The following is a 16,059-nucleotide window of genomic DNA, read 5'->3' on the forward strand; positions in this document are numbered from 1 at the left end:
CCGCATGAATCGTGTGCTGCGGGCGGCGCGCATGTCGCGTCTGCATGAAGAAGCGTGTCGCGCAATCACCGGCCGACGCAACGTATCGACGTACCGCTGCGCGCCCGGCGCTCAGGCGGCCTGCGGTTCGCGGTCGATCGCGTTCAGCATCTCGACGTCGCGCGCGATCATCCCCGGCACCTGCGCGCGCAGCATCTCGACCCAGGTCCGCACCTTCGCGTCGACGAAACGGCGCGACGGATACAGCGCATACACGTTCATCTTCTGCAGGATATGCGCGGGCAGCACGCGCACGAGCGTGCCGTCGCGCAGCGCGTCGATCGCCGAGTACAGCGGCAGCATGCCGATCCCGATGCCGTCCCGGATCGCGAGTGCGAGCGATTCGGCCGTATTGGTCTGCACCGGCCCGGCGACGTGGATCTGCTCGACGCCTTCGGGCCCTTCTAGCACCCATTCGTGCGTCGGGAACGCGGGCGTGCACAGCGTCAGGCACGCGTGCGCGGCGAGATCCTGCGGACGGGCCGGCGCGCCGTGCCGTTTCAAGTAGTCGGGCGACGCGCACAGGATGCTGAACGTCGAGCCGAGCAGGTGCGACACCAGTTCCGAATCGGGCAGCGACGACGCGGTCACGACGGCCATGTCGCTCGTGCCGTCGAACAGGTCGGGCATGCGCTGCGACAGCGACAGTTCGATCGACACGCCCGGGAACTGCGCGTGATAGCGCGTCAGCGCGGGCAATACATAGTGATGGCCGACACTCGCGAAGCTGTGCATGCGCAGCACGCCGGCCGGCCGTTCGTGCGCGCAGCTCGCCTCTTCTTCCGCGCGGTCGACGTCGGCGAGGATCTGGCGGCAGCGCCGCAGATAGCTTTCGCCGGCCGACGTCAGCGCGAGGCGGCGCGTCGAACGATTCATCAGACGGGTGCGCAGGCGCGCCTCGAGCTCCGACACCGCGCGCGACATCGCGCCCGTCGTCGAATTCAGCGATTGCGCGGCGGCGGTGAAGCTGCCGGTCTCGACGACGCGCGAAAACACCCGCATGTTTTGTAGGGTATCCATTCCTGTGAGCAACCTGTAGCGGAGCCGCTATTTTCCTCCACTGGATGCGACAGATTGTTACTCCGGCTGCAACTATCGTTTCCCCACAGCTGCGTTAATGCGCGGGCGCCGCACTCCTACAATCGGCGCCTCATCAGTCGAACGGCCCCGTTTCGACAGGCCGCGGCACCTTGCCCGGCCCCGCACGGGCCCCCTCTTTTCATGAAGCCACAACCTGCGATCGAGCGACCTTCCATCGAACCGGCACGATGGCGATCATGGCTCGATCCGCTCGGCGACGCGTCACGCGACTGGGCCGTCAGCGACGGACTGATCTGGCTGCACCTCGCGAAGACCGTGTTCGCGGCGCTCCTTGCGATGGGCATTGCGATGCGTCTCGAGATGTCGCAGCCGCGCACGGCGATGACGACCGTGTTCGTGCTGATGCAGCCGCTGTCGGGGATGGTGTTCGCGAAGAGTTTCTACCGCGTGCTCGGCACGGCGGCCGGCCTCGTCGGCGCGCTCGCACTCGGCGGGCTGTTCGCGCAGCAGCCGGAACTGTACATGGCCGGCATCACGCTGTGGATCGGCGGCTGCATCGCGCTGGCGGTTCGCAACCGCCATTTCCGCTGGTACGGCTTCGTGCTCGCCGGCTATACGGCCGCGCTGATCGGCCTGCCGGCGGTGATGACGCCGCAGACGCTGTTCCAGTCCGCGCTCACGCGCGCCGCCGAAGTCGCGCTCGGCATCGCATGCTCGGGCGCGGTCAGCGCGTTGATCCTGCCGCTCAGTTCCGCGAAAGCGCTGATGCGCTCGCTGAGCACACGTCACGCGACGTTCGCGGCGTTCACGGCCGGCGCGCTCGCGGGCGACGTCGCACGCGGCGATTTCGAGCGGCGCTTCGCCGATTTCGTCGACGACATCGTCGGCTTCGAAGCGAACCGCGCATTCGCGTCGTTCGAGGATCCGCACATTCGCGCACGCAGCCGGCGGCTCGCACGGCTGAACAGCGAGTTCATGAACGCATGCACGCGGCTGCATGCGCTGCACCAGCTCGTCAAGCGCCTGCGCGCGAACGGCTCGGACGCGGTGCTCGACGCGCTGGCGCCGCACATCGACGCGCTCGCGCAGCGGTTCGCCGCGTTGCGCGACGAGCGGCAACGCGGCATCGCACCGGCCACCGGCGCGATGCTCGAACTGCGCCGCTTCCACGGCGCGTTGCCGAAGGCCGCGCGCGCGTCGCGCCGGACCATCGAGGAACACGCGGCCGGCGGCCTGCTCGACTTCGATACCGCGATCGAACTGCTGTACCGCTTCATCGGCGAATACCTCGGCTACGCCGATACCTACGCATCGCTCGACCAGGACGATCACGCATTCGAGCGGTCGGTCACGCATTACGCGGTGAAGACCAATTCGTTCTTCGTCGGCTTCGCGTTCCTGCGCACGATCATCGCCGTCGGCGCGATGAGCGCGTTCTGGATCGCGTCGGAATGGCCGAGCGGCTCGCTCGCGGTAATCGCCACCGCGATCGCGTGCGCGCTCAGCTCGACGTCGCCGCGCGCACCGAAGTTCGTCGCGCAGATGAGCGTCGGCGCGGCGTTCGCGACCGCCGTCGGTTACCTGTTCCTGTGCTACGTGTATCCGAACATCGACGGCTTCCCGCTGCTGTGCGCGACGCTCGCGCCGGTGCTCGGCCTCGGCGCGTTTCTCGCGATGCGGCCGGGGCTGTCCGGCTACGGGATCGGCTTCGCGGTGTTCTTCTGCCTGCTCGCGGGCCCCGACAACGCGATCGCGTATACGCCCGAGGTGCTGATCAACAACGGGCTGGCCGTCGTCGTCGCGATGCTCGCGTGCTCGCTCGTGTTCGCTGTCGTGTTCCCCACCCACATGCCGTGGCTCACAGGCCGCATCGCGCACGATCTGCGCCGCCAGGTCACGTTTGCGTGCGAAGGCGCGCCGGACGGCCTCGCGCAGCGCTTCCAGTCGAGCACGCACGACCTGATGGCGCAGTTGCGCACGCTGCTCGTGCGACGCACACGGCAGCACCGCGACGCGCTGCGCTGGATGCTGTCGACGCTCGAAGTCGGCCATGCGGTGATCGACCTGCGCGACGAACTGCGCGCATTCTGCGAAGCGAAACCGCCGCAGACGCTGCGCTGGACCGGTTCGATCGACGCGATGCTGCACGAGCTGCCGCGCTTCTTCGACGATCCGACGCCCGCCCACCATGCGCGCACACTGAAATCGGTGAATCTCGCGATCCGCGCCGCGCAGCACACGCTGCAGGCGTGGTACGCAGTGCCCGACGAGCGACGCCGCATGCAGCGGATCGTCGGCTGCCTGCATTTCATGCGCAGCGCGCTGCTCGACAAGGACGCGCCGTTCAACCGGCACCGCCATTGAACATCGATGCGCGCACAACGTGATCCTTGTTCCGAATGGAAATAAGCTCTACAGGTGCGGTGATTAATCTTTAAGCAGTGCGAGCCTATAGTTTCCTCACTGCCAGCGAGACTGGCACTCACCCAGGAGAAACAAAATGAAGCCGCTGCACCTCGCCCTCGTTGCCCTGTCGCTGACCGCTGCTGTCGCCCACGCACAGCCGGCGCCGGCCGACGCCGCACCGCAACAGGCGAACCGCACCGAAGCCGTCAAGGCCGCAGGCCGCGTCGATCGTTCGCAGTCGAAGCAGGAAGACCCGAACGCCTGTGTCGGCCCCGTCAGCTTCTGCAACATCTACTTCGGCAGCTGAGCATGACGCCGCGTCGTCACGGCCAGGCCCGCATCGCCCGCATCGAATCCGCGGGCGGGCGGCGCACCGGCCGATCGCTGCACCGCCCCGCTCCACGCCGCTTCAATTGAAGCGGCGCATGCCGTTTCAGGCCCCGCGCCCCGGCCGCCACCCGACTTCGCGCAACGCATCCAGCAAGCGCGCCTGCCCGAGCCCCTCGACCCGCGCACCGCGCGATTCGACGTCGCCGCCCGCGACAAGCGCATTCACGATCGCTTCCTCCACCGCCTCTGCCGCCGCGACGAACAGCGCGGAAATATGGTCGTTGTTGACCATCTTCACGCCCGTGGTCGACGCACCCTTGCTGCCGTAGTTCGCCGCCGGCAGCCCGTCGTTGCCCGTTGCAAACGCAAGGAAGATGTCGCCGCTCGAATCCTCGGTGCCGCCGCCGGCGCGTGCGAGCCCGACGCTCGCGCGCTGCGCGACGCGCGTGCATTGATGGGGCAGCAGCGGCGCGTCGGTCGCGATCGTCACGACGATCGAGCCCATGCCGGCCTCGCCTTTCGCGTCGGGCGCGCGGAACGGCGAATGCACGTGCCGCAGCACTTCGCCGACCGGATAACCGGCCACGCGCAGCATCTCGCGCACGCCGTAGTTCGCCTGCACGAGCGCGCCGACGGTCCAGCCGCCCGCATCGGCCGCGAGCACGCGGGACGCGGTGCCGATGCCGCCCTTGAACTCGTGGCAGATCATGCCCGTACCGCCGCCCACGCCGCCTTCGGCGACCGGCCCCGACTGCGCGGCGGCCAGCGCGCGCTGCACATGTGCGGCGCTCACGTGCTGCCCCCAGATGTCGTTCAGCAGCCCGTCGTAGGTTTCCATCACGACCGGCATGCACCAGTACACGCGGCCGGCCGCCGCTTCCCGCTCGTTCGCGACGAGCGCGTCGCGCACCGCGCCGACGCTGTGCGTGTTCGTATAGGCGATCGGCGTCGTCAGCAGACCGGCCTCGCGGATCCATTCGAGCCCCGTTGCGTCGCCGTTGCCGTTAAGCACGTGCACGCCCGCGAAACAGGGCGAGTCATGCGCGGCGCCTGCGCGCGGCTCGATGACGGTGACGCCGGTGCGGATCGATGCGTCGCCGTTCTCGACGTTCAGCGTGCAGTGTCCGACCCGCACGCCCGGAACGTCCGTGATCGCGTTGAAGCGGCCCGGCGTGCCGAGTCCGATGCGGATGCCTAGATCCCTCGTGCGCATGATGCAATTCCTCCAGTCTTTCAATGGTTCGGTGCTTCGGTGTTGCAAGGCGACGATCCGGCGGTCAGAGCGCGCGGAATGCTTCGCTGTGGCGCGCCCAGACGACGTACATCACGAGTGCGGCAACCAGCAGCCCCGCGATGATGATCAGGTCGGTCGGCTTCGTCGCCGTCGCGAGCGTCGTGTAGAGCGTGTATGCGGCGCCCGCCACCGCGACGAGCGGCGTCACGGGCCACAGCGGCATACGGTAGTGATGTTCGACGTCGCGGCGCACGAACCGGCTCGCGAGCGCAGCCAGCCCGACGACCAGATAGATCAGCAGCAGCAGGTCGACCGTGAACGCGGTCAGCTCGTCGAGGCTCGACACGAACACGAGCCCCGCCGACGGCACCGCGAGCGCGATCGTCGCGAGCCACGGCGATTCCAGGCGCGGATGGATCGTCGAGAACGCCCGGTTGCAGGTACGCGACCAAAGCGCGTGCCGGCCGCTGCTGTACAGCAGCCGGCCCATCGCGATCACGATCGCGATGATCGCGTTGAACACCGACAGGAAGATCCCGGCGCTGACCACGCGCGACACGGCCGGGTTGCTCAGCGAACGCACGACATAGCCGATCGGGTCGGCACTTTTCGTCAGTTCCGTCAGCGACGGCGCGCCGAGCACGATCGCGGTGAGCGGAGCCAGTTCGACGACGAGGATCACGAGCAGCGAATAGATCACGGCCTTCGCGACATTGCGGTTGCCGCCGCGTAGGTCTTCGGCGAGGTATGCAGCGGAGCCGAAGCCGTTGTAGCAGAAGATCGCCGTGCCGATCGCTGGCACGATGGCCGCAAGCGTCGCCGGCACGAGCGCGTTGCCGCTCGCGACGACCGGCGCGACCAGCACGTCGGCGCCACGATGCAGCGAGCCGAAGCCCAGCCCCGCGATCAGCATCAGCACGCCGATCTCGACGACGAGGAACGCGCCGGTGATCCACGCATTCGTCTTGATGTTCAGCATGCCGAGCAGGTAGCTGAGCAGCACGATCGTCAGCGCGACGGACTGGTTGCCGAAGTGCGTGCCGAGCGCGTTGTTCAGGTACGGCGCGGCGCCGCTCGCGAGCACGGCCGGGATGAACACGCTGACGGACAGCACCGTGATGAAGGTCAGGTAGCCGGGCAGCGTGCCGAACACGCGCTTGGCCATCACGTATTCGCCGCCCGCGCTGCGATGCGCGGCGCTGAGCTCCGCATAACAGAGCGCGAATGCGAGCGCGAGCACGCCGCCGAGCACGAACGACAGCACGGCGCCGCTGCCGGCCTGCTGGATCGCGAACGGCGCGATCACGAAGATCGAGCTTGCGGGGGTCACGCCCGACACGGTGATCATCACGGCATCGCGCACGCTGAGCGTCTGCGACAGCGCGCGCGGCGCGTCTTCCGTTGCAGGCGCCGCTTGCAGCGTGCCCGTCGATTCCGACATCATCGCCATTTCGTTCTCCTGTGCTGCACTTTTTTGAACGCCCATACTCGGGCCCGATTGATTGCGTGGCAGTCTAGGAAGCCAATTTCAGGACCGCTATTCCCCCTTCGTGTTACGCCCTTCCGGTGGTGGTATGGATCGTCTATTCTCCGAAATCGCGATGCACCAGGCGCTTGGCCGCGCAATCGATCATCTCGGTCAGCCGCGCTTCTGGCGCTTCCTGGTGCTGCTGCTCAATGAAATGGCGCCGTTCGACAACGCGCTCGCGACCGCGATCGGCCGCGACGGCGTGCCGCTCGTGCTCGACGAGTACGACACCGGCGGCACCGACGCCGCGTCGCCGGTGCCGCTTTACCTGAATGGGTTATATCTGCTCGACCCGTTCCTGCAGGCCGCGCACGACGGGCTCGCCGACGGCTGCTACCGGCTCGAGGAAGTCGCGCCCGACCTGTTCCGGCAAAGCGAGTATTTCCTGAGCTACTTCCGCGATGCGGTCGGGGACGACGAGATCCAGATCCTGGTGCGGCCGAACGCCGACACGCTGCTGTCGCTGTCGCTCGGTGCAGCCGCGCGCTTCGACGTCGAGCCGCTCGGCAAGCTGACGGCCGCGATGCCGTGGGTGCTCGCGACGATCCGGCAGCACTGGCGGCTGGTCGGCGACGCCGCGCGTACGGCGCCCGACGCCGATCTCGGTGCGCGCGTCGAGCAGGCGCTCGCGCGCTTCGGCGCGGGCGTGCTGACCGATCGCGAGATGTCGATCGCGAGAATGGTGCTGCGCGGCAATTCGTCCAAGGCGATTGCCGAGCGTCTGGCGATTTCACCGGAAACGGTGAAGGTGCATCGGCGGCATCTTTACGCGAAGCTCGGAATCTCGTCGCAGCCCGAGCTGTTTTCGCGGTTCATCCAGGCGCTAGGGGAAGACGCAGCAGGATGAACACATCGATAAAGGCCGATGGCAACGGACGCGGAACCGTGCAATATCCGTGAATTGCCGCATTCCGCGGTCATCCGGTGAAGCACATACGGATGTTCCGTCGACAACCAGGCTGCCCGGAAACAGGAATCCCGATCCATGTCGCTCATTCCGCTCGTCGGACTCGGCTGGTTGTTTCTGTGTGCGATCAGCGCCGCATCGATCGTGCTCCTGCCGCCGCTGCTGCTGATCGCGTGCCTGATGGGGAAGGATGTCTGGTCGATCCTGACCCGCGGCCGGCTGCAGTTCGCGTTCCTGGCCTACCTGGGTTCCGCGCCGGTGCCGGCGGTCTTCACGTTCCTGCTGGAAGCCGGCGCGGCGGCCGGGAGTGCGGGCGGCGTTGCTCCCGACAGCCTGTACAGATGGAACGAACGGTGTTTTTTTCACTTTCCTGGGCGCGGCTGCGCTGAGCGGCCTGCTGTTGCTGCTGCGGCCGAAAGACAGGCAAGCAGCAAACGTCGAGCCGTCACAGTCTGCGCAATAGCCGGCACGCGAACGCCGCGCCATGCCGCCCGCCCCGTTTTCGGGCAGGGGCACGGTCATGCGCAGCGTCCTGCTACCTCCACTTCGCGCCGAGTTGCGCGAGCCCGGCGTTCCGGAGATCGTCCGGCAGCATCACCACGCGAAACTCGCAGTCTGCATTCAACATCAGGAACCACGGCTCCGCGAGCGCCGGGATCTGCGACGGGTCATCCAGATTGACGATCACGACCGCCCCGCGCCCGCCGTTCTGCTCAGTGAAATACACGGCCTCCGGCCTGACCGCTTCGAGTATTCGCGAGATCACGTCGCCGACGCTGCCGTCGCGCACCAGCGTGTTGAACGGCTCGTGAGGGATTCGTATGTTGAGAAGCATGCGCATGACCATCCTCCTTGGGCTCCGCCCGGCCTGGGCCCTTCAAGCATAGGTGTTACGCGACGCCGCGCCAGTGGCGCCGCAAGCAGTTGCCGGCACGCATTCACAATCCGACGATTCGATGACACCGCGTCGCGCAAACGGCAATCGCCCGCGCGATGCAGGCCGGGTCGAGCGGCTCGCGCTGCAAGCGCGCGAATGGCGAGGCACGCACAGCCCGCGCCAGGTCGAACGGCGCATCAAGTCCTACAGCGGCCGATCGCTGCGCGAATGGCAGGCGCTCGTCAGGACGGAAAGCGCATTCTTCGCGGCGCGCGACCGGTTCGAAGCCGGCGCCGCGTTCAACTGGGCCACGCTGGCGCTGGAAGAAGGATTCGCCGACCAGGCGCACCTGAGCCGCGAGGTCAAGCGCATCACGGGATTCTCGCCGAGCGAATTCACGCAACGCTTCATCGACGACGAATCGTTCTGGATGTATCGGCTCTGGGTGTGACGCGGCGGCGGCCGATCCCGCCCGGTCATCCGTTTCGCAATGAACGGCCCGCTCGCGTCCTCCACTCAAGCGTGCGGTTCGACGAAGCCCCCGTCGGGCGCATCGTGCGGCACGTTCCAGCCGAAATACACTTCCGCCTCGACGATCTGCCCGCCCCGGACGTGCAACCGCTCAGCATTCCGAAACCGTCTTCCGTCGGCCGTTTCGGCCTCGTACACGACGAATGCGTGCTCGCCGTGAACGGCGACGTCGACGAAATCGAAGCGCGCCAGCGTCACGCTGTTCGGCCAGCAGCGCCGGAAATACGTGTCGCGGTCGAGCCGGTTGTCGAGCGGGCTCGTGAAATGGAAATCCGGCGCGATCAGCGCTTCGATCGCGTCGCGGTCCTTGTCGGCATACGCGCGATAGCTGGCGCGCGCAACGTCGTCCGGGTTCTGAAGCATCGTCGTGCCCTCCTGGAAGAATCGGCGTGAGCCCCGCCCGCACCGGTGCAGATGTTTCGGCGGAACGCGTCCGGTGCCATCCATGCGAAGCCGCATCGGCGCGGCAGCCCGCACTTTCCATCGTAAGCCGGCAATGCCGCGGTTGCCCGATTCGGCAGGCACGGGCATGATGTCCGCGAACCCGCCGGCCGCTTTTTCCGCTGGTTCTCGCCGACCTCGCCGCACCGGTGCGGCGTGTCACGCGAACGCTGTCGCCGTCATGCGAGCAATCCGCATGCCGGCCCCGTCGCCCACGTTACTTCGCCCATGTCACTACGCGCATTCAGAACGCTGGTCGCCATCGCCCGATACCGGACCTTCGCACGCGCCGGCGAAGCCATCGGGCTCACGCAGTCGGCGGTGAGCCTGCAGATCAAGGCACTGGAAAGCGCATACAACGTGCAGTTGTTCGACCGTTCGCGCCGGCAGCCGGTGCTCACCGAAGCCGGCAACATCCTGCTCGCGCAGGCCGAGCAGGTGCTCGCGATGGTCGACCGGATTCCCGATGCGCTCAGCGACGAGAAGAAGCTTGTCGGCCGCCTGCGGATCGGCGCGATCCAGACCGCGTTGTCCGGCCCGCTGCCCGACGCGCTGCTCGCGCTGCGCGCGGCGCACCCGTCGCTGCGCGTGCACGTGTCGGCCGGTATGTCGGCCGAGCTGGCGAATCGCGTCGCGGCCGGCGAACTCGATGCGGCGATCACGACGCGCCCCGTGCGCCCGCATCCGGCGGAACTGACGTGGACCACGCTGTACGAGGATCGCTTCTGGCTGCTCGCGCCGCCGGACCATGCGGAACGCGACGCGGGCACGCTGCTCGACGCGCTGCCGTTCATCCGCTTCGACGCGCAGGCCTGGGCCGGCCGCATGATCGCCGCCGAGCTGCGCCGCATCGGCGTGCGCGTGCGAGAAGAGATGGTGCTGGACAGCGCGGAAACGATCGCACGCATGGTGGCACGAGGGCTCGGCGCGGCGATCGTCGCGCTCCCCGATGCGACGCTCGCGCGCCTGCCGCCCGTCACGCGCTTGCCGTTCGGTCAGCCGCAGATGGGGCGTGCGGTCGTGCTGCTCGAACATCAGTCGCGGCCGGCCGAGCGTTTCGCACGCGCGCTGGCCGCCGAAGTGACCGCGTCATCGATGAGAGTTTCTCATTGAACACCCGATAATTAACAATTATTCCTGTTGCTTGTGCGTGTTAACTTGGCGGCATCGTCACTCTTTCGATTGCGCGTCGCCATGTTGCCCGCCATGTGGATTCCCGCGTCGTTCCGCCGCTCCGACAACCAGCCGCTCCGCACGGCCGGCGTGAAGGCGCGCCGATGATCGGCCCGATCCTGCTCGCGCTGGCGCCGGTCGCGCTGCTGGTCGCGTTCGGCCACGGCCTGCGGCGCACGGGTTTCATCGCCGAAGCGTTCTGGCCGCAGGCCGAGCGCCTTTGCTACTACGTGCTGCTGCCGGCGCTGTTCGCGGACGGCCTCGCGAACGCGCGACTGCAAGCGCTGCCCGTTTTGCCGCTCGCGGCCGCGCTGGTCGGTTCGACCGCCGTCGCCGCGGCGCTTCTTCTGCTGGTCCGTCGGTTCGTCCGGGTCGACGGCGCCGGCTTCACGTCGGTGTTCCAGGGCGCGGTGCGCTTCAACAACTATGTCGGCACCGCACTCGCCGCCGGGCTGTTCGGCGCACAAGGCATCGCGCTCGCGGCCGTATGCGTCGCGGCGATCGTCCCGACCGTCAACCTGATGTGCGTGCTGGTCTTCGCGCGGTATGGCGACACGCGGCTCGGCGCGTGCGCGCTCGTGCGGCAGATCCTGTCGAATCCGCTCGTCGTCGCGTGCGCGCTCGGAATCGCGATGCAGGCCGGCGGCGTCGCGTTCCCGGCCGCCGTCGAGCCGGCCGTGCGCGCGCTCGGCACCGCGTCGATGCCGCTCGGCCTGCTGTGCGTGGGCGCGGCGCTGAAATTCGACGCGGCCCGTGCGTGGCTGCAGCCGGTGTGCATCGCGTCGGCGTTCAAGTTCATGGCGGTGCCGCTGATCACGCTCGCGGCCGGCCGCCTGTGCGGGCTCGGCGATGCGGCGCTGACGGTCGCGCTGCTGTTCCAGGCGCTGCCGACGTCGTCGGCGTCGTACATCATGGCGCGCCAGCTCGGCGGCGACGCGCCGCTGATGGCCGGCATCACCGCGTTCCAGACGATCGCCGCGGCGCTCGCGATGCCGGTCGTGTTGACGGCACTCGCGTCGGTACCGGCGTTTCGCTGACGGCGCGGCACCCACCCGATACCCGCTGAATCAGCCTGCAGGCCAGTCGTCGCACGGTTCGACATCGTCGGCCGCGCGCGGTCATGCACGCATTGCCTCGCCCCCTTCGAGATGCCACGACACATGAACGCTCCCGCCCCACCCGCCGGCATCGTCGCCACCCGGCCGAATGCGGCCATCTACGTGAAGCTCACGCTCGTCGCGCTGGGCCGGCATCGCCGTCGCGCTGTGCGGCGCGCGGGTCGTGATCAGCCGCGGCGAATTGCTGCGCGTGCTGACCGATCTCGGCAACACGTTCGGCGCGGGCGAACGATACATGCTGTGCGCGGTGCTGAGCTGGGCCGCCTACACGGTGATCGGCCGGCGCGCGCTCGACGGGCCGTCGCCGCTCGCGGCCACGACGTACGCAACGCTGTGGGGCCTCGCGCTGCTGGTCGTCGCGCATCTGTTCGGCCCGGGCGAGAGCGGCGGCATGCCGCTGACGTGGCAGGCCGTCGTGTCGATGATCTATCTCGGCGCGATCGGCACCGTGGTCGCGTTCGTCTGGTATTCGCAGGGCATCCGCGAGCTTGGGCCGGCCCGCGCGGCCGTGTTCACCAACCTGGTGCCGGTATTCGGCGTGCTGCTGTCGGTCGCGATGCTCGGCGAACCGCTGTCGCAATCGATGCTGGCCGGCGGTGCGCTCGTGATTGCGGGCGTCACGCTGACCAATCGCGCACGGCGCTGACGCTTCAGCGCACACGCCATGCAGGCTCGGGGACGGATCCCGAATACCGGATTGCGACGGCACTCGCAGCACCGTTGCGCGACGCCTACGGGCCGCCAATACGCGCCCCGACTTTCTCGCAGCCCTGCCAAAAACCGCCTATCGTGAATGAAGCGCCCCGTTCGCTGCCATCCGACCCTGAGTCGCTCGCACCGGCGGCAACGGCACCGCGTTCCGGCACCATTCATCGCGATCGTCGCGCCAGCTCGCCCGTGCGCATGATCGCGGCCGCCCACCGGATTACAGGAGGCATTCATGAAAGCCGCGCTGCTCGTCAGCTCCGCCCTGCTCGCCATTGCGTCCGCTTCGGCCTCGGCCCAAGGCTCGATCACGAAAGTCGAAAACGGCGCGCTCGTCGCCGCGAACGGGATGACCGTCTACACCTTCGACAAGGACAAGCCCAACGCCGGCACCAGCGCATGCACGGGCCAGTGCGAAACCTTCTGGCCGCCATACAAGGCCAGCGCGACCGACGTTCCGGTCGGGCCCTACACGATCGTCAAGCGCGAAGACGGCAGCCCGCAATGGGCGTACAAGGGCAAGCCGCTGTACTTCTTCTCGAAGGACATGAAACAGGGCGACCGCAACGGCGACAACTTCAAGGACATGTGGCACGTGGTCGCGCCGTAAGCGTTGTTGCGCCGCCGTCCGCGCAATCGGCGCGGACGTAAAAAAGCCCGCCCGGATCGTCGTCGACCGGGGCAGACCCTCACATCTTCACGTTGGCCGCCTTGCATCGCCAGCCGACAGGCCGGCAACGCATGCAGCCGAAATGCGCGTCAGCGGTTCGACGGGAAGCTGAATACCGTCCCTTCGCGCACGCCGGCCGACGGCCAGCGCTGCGTGATCGTCTTGCGCTTCGTATAGAACCGCACGGCGTCCGGGCCGTAAGCGTGCAGGTCGCCGAACAGCGAACGCTTCCAGCCGCCGAACGAGTGGTACGCGACGGGCACCGGCAGCGGCACGTTGATGCCGACCATGCCGATCTGGATGTTGTCGCTGAAGTAGCGCGCGGCCTCGCCGTCGCGCGTGAACAGGCACGTGCCGTTGCCGTATTCGTGCGCGTCGATCAGCGCCATCGCCTCGTCGAGCGACTTCAGGCGGATCACGCCGAGCACCGGCCCGAAGATCTCGTGCTGGTAGATCGGCATGCCGGGCTTCACGTTGTCGAACAGGCACGGGCCGAGGTAATAGCCGCCGTCGTGGCCGTCGACCTTCACGCCGCGGCCGTCGACGACGAGCGTCGCGCCCGCTGCCACGCCCGCTTCGACGAAGCCCGTCACCTTCTCGAAATGCTGCTGCGTGACGAGCGGGCCCATGTCGACGCCGGCGCCGTTGCCCGGGCCGACCTTCATCTTGTCGATTTCTGCCTTCAGGCCTGCGACCACCTGGTCACCCGTCTCGTCGCCGATCGCGACGACCAGCGGGATCGCCATGCAGCGCTCGCCGCACGAGCCGTACGCGGCACCCATCAGCGCGTTCACCGCGTTGCCGATGTCGGCGTCGGGCATCACGACCGCGAAGTTCTTCGCGCCGCCGAGCGCCTGCACGCGCTTGCCGTGCGCGCAGCCGGTCGAGTAGATGTATTCGGCGATCGGCGTCGAGCCGACGAAGCTCACGGCCTTCACGCGCGGATCGGTCAGGATCGTGTCGACCGCCTCCTTGTCGCCGTTCACGACGTTCAGCACGCCCGGCGGCAGGCCGGCCTCGAGCGCGAGCTCGGCCATGCGCAGCGTCGACGACGGCGTGCGCTCGGACGGCTTCAGCACGAACGTGTTGCCGCATGCGACGGCCATCGGCCACATCCACAGCGGCACCATCACCGGGAAGTTGAACGGCGTGATGCCGGCCGCCACGCCGAGCGCCTGGAACTCGCTCCACGAATCGATCGCGGGGCCGACGTTCTTGCTGTGCTCGCCCTTCAGCAGCTCGGGCACGTAGCTCGCGTATTCGACGTTCTCGATCCCGCGCTGCAGTTCGCCCATCGCGTCGGCCAGCACCTTGCCGTGCTCGGCCGTGATCAGCGCGCACAGCTCGTCGGCGTGCTCCTCGAGCAGCGTCTTGAAGCGGCTCATCACGCGCGCGCGCTTCAGCGGCGGCGTGTTGCGCCACGCCGGGAACGCGGCCTGCGCGGACGCGATGGCGGCTTCGACGGTCGCCTTGTCGGCAAGCGCGACGCTCTTGTGCGATTCGCCGGTGGCCGGGTCGAACACCGGCTGGACGCGGCTGCCGCCGTCGACGCGCTTGCCGTCGATCAGATGGCCGAGGGTGGAAGTCACATTGCTGTCGTGTTTCATCGTTCGGGCTCTTTCGTGAATTCGGTTGTCGCTCAGGGGCGGGCCGCCGCTCAGTCCACTTCGTTCAGCGCGTCGGACAGCGCGTTGACCAGGTTGTCGATCTCGCGCTTCTCCGAGATGAACGGCGGCGCGAGCTGGATCGTGTCGCCGCCGTAGCGCACGTAGAAGCCCTTCGCCCAGCAGCGCATCGCGATCTCGTACGGGCGCCGTGCCGGTTCGCCCGGCAGCGCCGCGATCGTCAGGCCGGCCGCGAGGCCGTAGTTGCGGATGTCCGCGATGTGACGCTGGCCCTTCAGCCCGTGCACGGCCGCCTCGAAATGCGGCGCGAGATCGCGCACGCGGGCCACCGCGTCTTCCTTCACGAGCAGGTCGAGCGCCGCAACGCCGGCCGCACACGCGACCGGATGCGCCGAGTACGTGTAGCCGTGCGGGAACTCGAGCATGTACTCGGGGCCGCCTGCCGCCATGAACGTGTCGTAGATTTCCTTCGTCGCGATCACGCCGCCGAGCGGCTGCACGCCGTTCGTCACCTGCTTCGCGAAGTTCATGATGTCCGGCGTCACGCCGAATGCGTCGGCGCCCGTCATCGCGCCGGCACGGCCGAAGCCCGTGATGACCTCGTCGAAAATCAGCAGGATGTCGTGCGCGGTACAGATGTCGCGCAGGCGCTTCAGATAACCCTTCGGCGGCACGACCACGCCCGCCGAACCGGAGAACGGCTCGACGATCACGGCCGCGATGTTCGATGCGTCATGCAGCGCGATCAGGTCGAGCAGGCGGTCGGCCAGCTCGGCGCCGTGTTCGGGCATCCCGCGCGAGAACTTGTTTTCGGCGAGTTGCGTGTGCGGCAGGAAATCGGCGTCGAGGCCCTGGCCGAACAGCTTGCGGTTCGGCCCGATCCCGCCGACCGAGATGCCGCCGAAGTTCACGCCGTGGTAGCCCTTCTCGCGGCCGATCAGGCGCGTCTTCGTGCCCTTGCCCTTCGCGCGCCAGTACGCGCGGGCCAGCTTCAGCGACGTGTCGGCCGCTTCCGAGCCCGAACCCGTGAAGAACACGTAGTCGAGGCCGGCCGGCGTCAGGTCCTTGATCTTGTTCGCGAGCTCGAACGACTTCGGATGGCCGAACTGGAACGCCGGCGCGTAGTCGAGCTGCGCGACCTGGCGGCTGACGGCTTCGACGATTTCCGTACGGCCGTGACCGAGGCCCGTGCACCAGAGGCCCGACAGGCCGTCGAAGATCTTGCGGCCTTCGGCGTCCGTGTAATACGCGCCCTGGCCCGACACGATCATGCGCGGATCGGCCTTGAACTGGCGATTGGCCGTAAACGGCATCCAGTGCGCGTCGAGCCACGCGGCATCGGTGCGGATAGTCGTGTCGTCCTGCTGCGCGGCGGTGGTGATGTCGGTCATGTCGGTCGGCGCGGCGCGCCCCTCCTTCTGGTGATGATGTTGC

Annotated in this window: 14 protein-coding genes and 2 pseudogenes; 8 read left to right on the forward strand and 8 right to left on the reverse strand. The window is 67.9% G+C overall.

Annotation, left to right across the window (positions count from 1 at the left end):
• Positions 1-111 precede the first annotated feature (111 nt).
• On the reverse strand, positions 112-1,059 hold the full coding sequence (locus tag DM992_RS18610; RefSeq protein WP_111018105.1) for a LysR family transcriptional regulator: 948 nt from the start codon (positions 1,057-1,059) through the stop codon (positions 112-114).
• Between the two features lie 201 nt (positions 1,060-1,260).
• On the opposite strand from DM992_RS18610, the gene DM992_RS18615 reads away from it, so the two are divergent.
• Positions 1,261-3,444: an FUSC family protein gene (locus DM992_RS18615; RefSeq protein WP_111018106.1), complete on the forward strand. Its 2,184-nt coding sequence runs from the start codon at positions 1,261-1,263 to the stop codon at positions 3,442-3,444.
• A gap of 136 nt (positions 3,445-3,580) precedes the next feature.
• Complete coding sequence (locus tag DM992_RS18620; protein WP_034179600.1) at positions 3,581-3,793, forward strand: hypothetical protein; 213 nt, start codon at positions 3,581-3,583, stop codon at positions 3,791-3,793.
• Positions 3,794-3,919: 126 nt separating this feature from the next.
• Here the strand turns inward: DM992_RS18620 and DM992_RS18625 are convergent, their stop codons facing one another.
• A complete protein-coding gene (locus tag DM992_RS18625) occupies positions 3,920-5,029 on the reverse strand; it encodes a P1 family peptidase (protein ID WP_111018107.1) in 1,110 nt (369 codons plus the stop codon).
• 64 nt (positions 5,030-5,093) lie between these two features.
• Complete coding sequence (locus tag DM992_RS18630) at positions 5,094-6,500, reverse strand: APC family permease (protein WP_111018108.1); 1,407 nt, start codon at positions 6,498-6,500, stop codon at positions 5,094-5,096.
• A 124-nt stretch (positions 6,501-6,624) separates the two neighbouring features.
• On the opposite strand from DM992_RS18630, the gene DM992_RS18635 reads away from it, so the two are divergent.
• On the forward strand, positions 6,625-7,425 hold the full coding sequence (locus DM992_RS18635) for a LuxR C-terminal-related transcriptional regulator (protein ID WP_111018109.1): 801 nt from the start codon (positions 6,625-6,627) through the stop codon (positions 7,423-7,425).
• On the opposite strand, the gene DM992_RS41705 is transcribed toward DM992_RS18635, so the two are convergent.
• On the reverse strand, positions 7,402-8,007 hold the full coding sequence (locus DM992_RS41705; protein WP_162631688.1) for a hypothetical protein: 606 nt from the start codon (positions 8,005-8,007) through the stop codon (positions 7,402-7,404). The genes DM992_RS18635 and DM992_RS41705 overlap by 24 nt on opposite strands.
• Before the next feature lie 13 nt (positions 8,008-8,020).
• On the reverse strand, positions 8,021-8,326 hold the full coding sequence (locus tag DM992_RS18645) for a panthothenate synthetase (protein WP_111020284.1): 306 nt from the start codon (positions 8,324-8,326) through the stop codon (positions 8,021-8,023).
• A gap of 148 nt (positions 8,327-8,474) precedes the next feature.
• Here DM992_RS18645 and DM992_RS18650 point away from each other — a divergent pair.
• Positions 8,475-8,813, forward strand: a pseudogene (locus DM992_RS18650) (helix-turn-helix domain-containing protein); the annotation flags it as partial.
• Between the two features lie 65 nt (positions 8,814-8,878).
• Here DM992_RS18650 and DM992_RS18655 read toward each other — a convergent pair.
• On the reverse strand, positions 8,879-9,256 hold the full coding sequence (locus tag DM992_RS18655; RefSeq protein WP_111018110.1) for a nuclear transport factor 2 family protein: 378 nt from the start codon (positions 9,254-9,256) through the stop codon (positions 8,879-8,881).
• Between the two features lie 306 nt (positions 9,257-9,562).
• On the opposite strand from DM992_RS18655, the gene DM992_RS18660 reads away from it, so the two are divergent.
• The 4 genes and pseudogenes from DM992_RS18660 (at position 9,563) to DM992_RS18675 (ending at position 12,940) form a co-directional block, all read left to right on the forward strand.
• A complete protein-coding gene (locus tag DM992_RS18660; RefSeq protein ID WP_111018111.1) occupies positions 9,563-10,447 on the forward strand; it encodes a LysR substrate-binding domain-containing protein in 885 nt (294 codons plus the stop codon).
• A 164-nt stretch (positions 10,448-10,611) separates the two neighbouring features.
• On the forward strand, positions 10,612-11,544 hold the full coding sequence (locus DM992_RS18665; protein ID WP_204356155.1) for an AEC family transporter: 933 nt from the start codon (positions 10,612-10,614) through the stop codon (positions 11,542-11,544).
• A 199-nt stretch (positions 11,545-11,743) separates the two neighbouring features.
• Positions 11,744-12,271 (forward strand): annotated as a pseudogene (locus DM992_RS18670) (DMT family transporter); the annotation flags it as partial.
• A gap of 294 nt (positions 12,272-12,565) precedes the next feature.
• Positions 12,566-12,940 carry a hypothetical protein gene (locus tag DM992_RS18675; RefSeq protein WP_111018113.1) on the forward strand — a complete coding sequence of 125 codons (375 nt, stop codon included), beginning with the start codon at positions 12,566-12,568 and terminating at the stop codon, positions 12,938-12,940.
• 149 nt (positions 12,941-13,089) lie between these two features.
• Here the strand turns inward: DM992_RS18675 and DM992_RS18680 are convergent, their stop codons facing one another.
• Both DM992_RS18680 and DM992_RS18685 read right to left on the reverse strand, forming a co-directional pair.
• The gene (locus tag DM992_RS18680) at positions 13,090-14,607 is read right to left on the reverse strand and encodes a CoA-acylating methylmalonate-semialdehyde dehydrogenase (protein ID WP_111018114.1); all 1,518 of its coding nucleotides are present in this window, start codon (positions 14,605-14,607) and stop codon (positions 13,090-13,092) included.
• A gap of 50 nt (positions 14,608-14,657) precedes the next feature.
• Positions 14,658-16,016: an aspartate aminotransferase family protein gene (locus tag DM992_RS18685; protein ID WP_111018115.1), complete on the reverse strand. Its 1,359-nt coding sequence runs from the start codon at positions 16,014-16,016 to the stop codon at positions 14,658-14,660.
• Positions 16,017-16,059: the final 43 nt, after the last annotated feature.

This window comes from Burkholderia sp. JP2-270 (genome assembly GCF_003233675.1).
GTDB classification, from domain to species: Bacteria; Pseudomonadota; Gammaproteobacteria; order Burkholderiales; family Burkholderiaceae; genus Burkholderia; species Burkholderia pyrrocinia_C.